Raw genomic sequence first — 1,091 nt, forward strand, 5'->3', positions numbered from 1 at the left:
AGGGTATTGGTGCTGAAGTCGCTGCGGTTCTCTGGTCGGAGGGGCTCTTCCGCAGCTTCGATAATCGCCGCCAAGTCGCTGCCTATGCTGGCCTGGCGCCTACCCCTTGGCAGAGTGGCTCTGTAGATCATGAACAAGGTGTCGGGAAGGCTGGTAACCCGCGACTTCGGACAGTCATGATCCAGCTGGCATGGCTATGGCTACACCATCAGCCGAATTCGGCCCTCAGCACATGGTTCATGGAGCGCGTGCAACGAAACGGGGGGCGCGGGAAGAAAACCGCGATAGTCGCGCTGGCAAGAAAGCTTCTTGTAGCTCTCTGGAAATATGCCGTTCATGGAGTGGTCATTGAAGGCGCAAAGCTGAAGGCGGCCTGACTGTTGAAAATCGCCTCAATCTCCCGCAGTGGTGCGGGCAGATCCAGACAGGACAAACCGAAGGGTGAATATGGCGTCACGCGCCGACGAGAAGAAGGGTTTTGTCCTACCGAGCCTCCGCCTACGAAAGAGGGATTTTGGTGCGGCCGATAAAAAGCGGCGACCGTATGTGAGTTTGGACTGGTGGATGCTCCAGTCAGATGTTGAGCTCGAGCCTGGATACTGGATCGATGGGAGTGCCGAACATGCGTTTTTGAACCCGCTTTACATTGACGGGCCCATGTGAGTTCACCTGCCGCGACTGCGAGACGATCAGCCAGGCTCCGGCGCCCTTCCACGCCACCCCGCGCGGCTGGGCCGGTCCCGGCCTGCTGGCGATGATCCTGTTCGAGAAGTTCGGCCAGCATCAGCCGCTTAACCGCCAGGCCGAACGCTATGCCCGCGAAGGCGTGCCGCTCAGCCTGTCGACGCTCGCCGACCAGGTCGGCGCCGGCGCCGCGGCGCTGATGCCGCTGTTCAAGCAGCTCGAAGCCCATGTGCTGGCCGCTTCGCGTCTGCACGGCGACGACACGACGGTGCCGGTCCTGGCCAAGGGCAAGACCGATACCGGCCGATTATGGACCTATGTGCGCGATTATGCGCACCCGATGATTATGCGCAGCTCATCGGGACAGGAGCGTGTAACCATCGGTTTCCCGAACGATTTCCAACTGG

1 protein-coding gene and 1 pseudogene are annotated in these 1,091 nt (G+C 60.6%); both read left to right on the plus strand.

Annotated elements, in window-relative coordinates:
- Positions 1 to 377 (plus strand): transposase (locus tag NKJ12_RS32050; protein WP_352707712.1); only part of this gene is annotated, 377 nt, incomplete at its 5' end.
- Between the two features lie 284 nt (positions 378 to 661).
- Positions 662 to 1,012, plus strand: a pseudogene (locus tag NKJ12_RS32055) (IS66 family transposase); the annotation flags it as partial.
- Positions 1,013 to 1,091: the final 79 nt, after the last annotated feature.

This window comes from Mesorhizobium sp. M0195 (assembly GCF_040322115.1).
Taxonomy (GTDB): domain Bacteria; phylum Pseudomonadota; class Alphaproteobacteria; order Rhizobiales; family Rhizobiaceae; genus Mesorhizobium.